The 2,574-nt window shown below is 69.2% G+C and carries 3 protein-coding genes; all 3 read left to right on the top strand.

Going from position 1 to position 2,574, the window contains the following annotated elements; all coding sequences use genetic code 11:
- Positions 1-4 precede the first annotated feature (4 nt).
- The 3 genes from AC6LKG_RS26415 to AC6LKG_RS26405 all read left to right on the top strand — a co-directional run bounded on the left by AC6LKG_RS26415 (position 5) and on the right by AC6LKG_RS26405 (position 2,299).
- Positions 5-952 (top strand): FecCD family ABC transporter permease, encoded by a 948-nt coding sequence (locus AC6LKG_RS26415; RefSeq protein WP_498169934.1) that lies wholly within the window; start codon positions 5-7, stop codon positions 950-952.
- The gene (locus AC6LKG_RS26410; RefSeq protein WP_498169933.1) at positions 949-1,737 is read left to right on the top strand and encodes a heme ABC transporter ATP-binding protein; all 789 of its coding nucleotides are present in this window, start codon (positions 949-951) and stop codon (positions 1,735-1,737) included. The genes AC6LKG_RS26415 and AC6LKG_RS26410 overlap by 4 nt, the downstream gene beginning before the upstream one ends.
- 79 nt (positions 1,738-1,816) lie before the next feature.
- Complete coding sequence (locus AC6LKG_RS26405) at positions 1,817-2,299, top strand: YajQ family cyclic di-GMP-binding protein (protein ID WP_498169932.1); 483 nt, start codon at positions 1,817-1,819, stop codon at positions 2,297-2,299.
- Positions 2,300-2,574: the final 275 nt, after the last annotated feature.

Genomic DNA, 2,574 nt, shown 5'->3' with positions numbered 1-2,574 from the left:
GGCGCTGGTGGCGGCGGTGCTGGCGGCCAGCGCCAGCGGCGCGGTCTCGATTCCGTTGCGCGAGCTGCCGGCGCTGTTGTGGGGAACCCCCACGCCAGAGCAGGCGCTGTGGCGCAACGTGCTGATCGACATCCGCCTGCCGCGGGTGCTGCTGGCGGTGGTGATGGGCGCCGGCCTGGCGATTTCGGGCGCGGCGTTGCAGGCGCTGTTCCGCAATCCGCTGGCCGAACCGGGGCTGATCGGCATTTCCGCCGGCGCGTCGCTGGGCGCGGTCATCGCCATCGTGATGACGCCGGGCGGCTTCTGGTACACCGCGCCGGGCGCCTTCATTGGCAGCCTGGTCGCGACGCTGTTGGCCTATATGGTGGGCCGGCGCGTGCCGGGCGTGGCGGGGCTGCTGCTGGCGGGCGTGGCGATCACCGCCATCGCCTTCAGCCTGGTCGGGCTGTTCACCTTCATGGCGTCCGACGCGCAGTTGCGCGACCTGACCTTCTGGAACATGGGCAGCCTGGCCGGCGCCAACTGGAAGCTGCTGGCGTTTCTCGCGCCGTGGGTGCTGCTGCTGTCGTGCTGGCTGCTGCGCCAGTGGCGCGTGATGAACGCGCTGCTGCTGGGCGAGCGCGAGGCCCAGCACCTGGGCTATTCGCTCAGGCGGGCGCGGGCGCGGTTGGTGCTGGCCTGCACCCTGATCGTGGGGCCGCTGGTGGCCGCCAGCGGCACCATTGTGTTCGTAGGCCTGGTGGTGCCTCACCTGGTACGCATGATGCTGGGCGCCAACCATCGCCTGCTGCTGCCCGCCTGCCTGTTGGGCGGCGGGCTGGTGATGACGCTGGCGGACTGGCTGGCGCGCGTCGTGGTGGTGCCGGCCGAACTGCCGATCGGCCTGGTGACCGGACTGGCGGGCGGCCCTTTCTTTTTGTGGCTGCTGGCGCGCGGCCGGAGGCACGGTTGATGCTGGCCGCTGACAACGTGACGCTGACGCGCGATGGCACGCGTATCCTGGACCGCGTCTCGCTGGCGATCCAGCCAGGCGAGGTGGTGGGCCTGCTGGGCAGCAACGGCGCCGGCAAATCGACGCTGCTGGGCGCCTTGTCGGCCGAACTGGGCGCGGATGGCGGCGGCCTGTCGCTGGGCGGTCGCCCGCTGAGCGCAATGCCGCCGCGCGAACAGGCGCGCAAGCGCGCGGTGCTGCCACAGAAGCCCGGGCTTACCTTCGACCTGGGCGTGCGCGAAGTGGTGGCGATGGGGGCATACCCGTTTCCGGAACTGTCGCCCGCCGAGGTCGACGAGCTGGCGCGGCAGGCGCTGGAATGGGCCGACGTCAGCCACCTGGATGGCCGCCGTTATCCGCAACTGTCGGGCGGCGAGCAGCAGCGGGTGCAGTTCGCCCGCGTGCTGGTGCAATGCCGCGCGGCGCGCGCCCAGGGCGAAGCCCGCTACCTGCTGCTGGACGAGCCGACCGCCAGCCTCGATCCCAAGCACCAGGCCGACCTGATGCGACGGGCGGCGCAACTGGCGCACGAGGGCAACACGGGCGTGCTGGTGATCCTGCACGACATGAACCTGGCGGCACGCTGGTGCGACCGCCTGCTGCTGCTGAGCGGCGGCCAGGCGGTGGCGCAGGGTACGCCGGCCGAGGTGCTGACGCCGGCCAACCTGTTCCTGGCGTACGGCATCCAGGCGCAGGTGATGCCGCATCCGTTGCAGGCGGACCGGTTGCTGGTGCTGATGGCTTGATGGGCGCCAGCCCCGCTAAAATGGGGCATCGCGGCGGCCGCGGCCGCCTTTTCCTCATCCACCGACAGGACTTAGTGTCATGCCTACTTTCGACGTCGTTTCCGAAGTCGACAAACACGAACTCACCAACGCCATCGACCAGGCCAACCGCGAGCTCGCCACCCGTTTCGATTTCAAGGGCACGGATGCCAAATTCGAACTGGATGGTTTCGTGGTGACGCAGGTGGCAACCAGCGCGTTCCAGCTCAAGCAGATGCTGGACATCCTGCGCGGCCGGCTGTCGGCGCGCGGGATCGACGTGCGCTGCCTGGATGTGGCGGATCCGCTGGAGAACCTGGGCGGGGCGCGGCAGAAGGTGACGATCAAGCAGGGCATCGAGCAGCCGGTGGCCAAGAAGCTGATCGCGGCGATCAAGAACGCCAAGCTCAAGGTTGAAAGCCAGATCAATGGCGACAAGCTGCGGATCAGCGGGAAGAAGCGGGATGATCTGCAGACGGCGATTGCGTTGTTGAAGAAGACGGATGTGGATTTGCCGTTGCAGTTTGAGAATTTTCGGGACTGACTGGTTTGATGCGGCGGGGGGCTTCGTAGGCCGCCCGTTGCGCGGGGCGCCTGGGGGGTGGGCGCCCACGATTGCGGTCCGGAGCGTTCGCTCCGGACTTCCCCTTCCTCAACCTCGTCCTCGCCTGCGGCGACTCCTTCGGTTTCCGTCGGGCGCATCGAGGTTGCCCACCCCCCAGGCGCCCCGCGCAACGGGCTACCGGCGTCTAGGTTTGCGGCGCAGTCAGGTCGGCGGGGGCGCGGAGAGGCTTGCGTTGCCCGCAAGAACCGGCCGCC

The organism is Achromobacter sp. 46006 (assembly GCF_059761975.1).
This window is presented reverse-complemented; position numbering and strand designations above follow the sequence as displayed.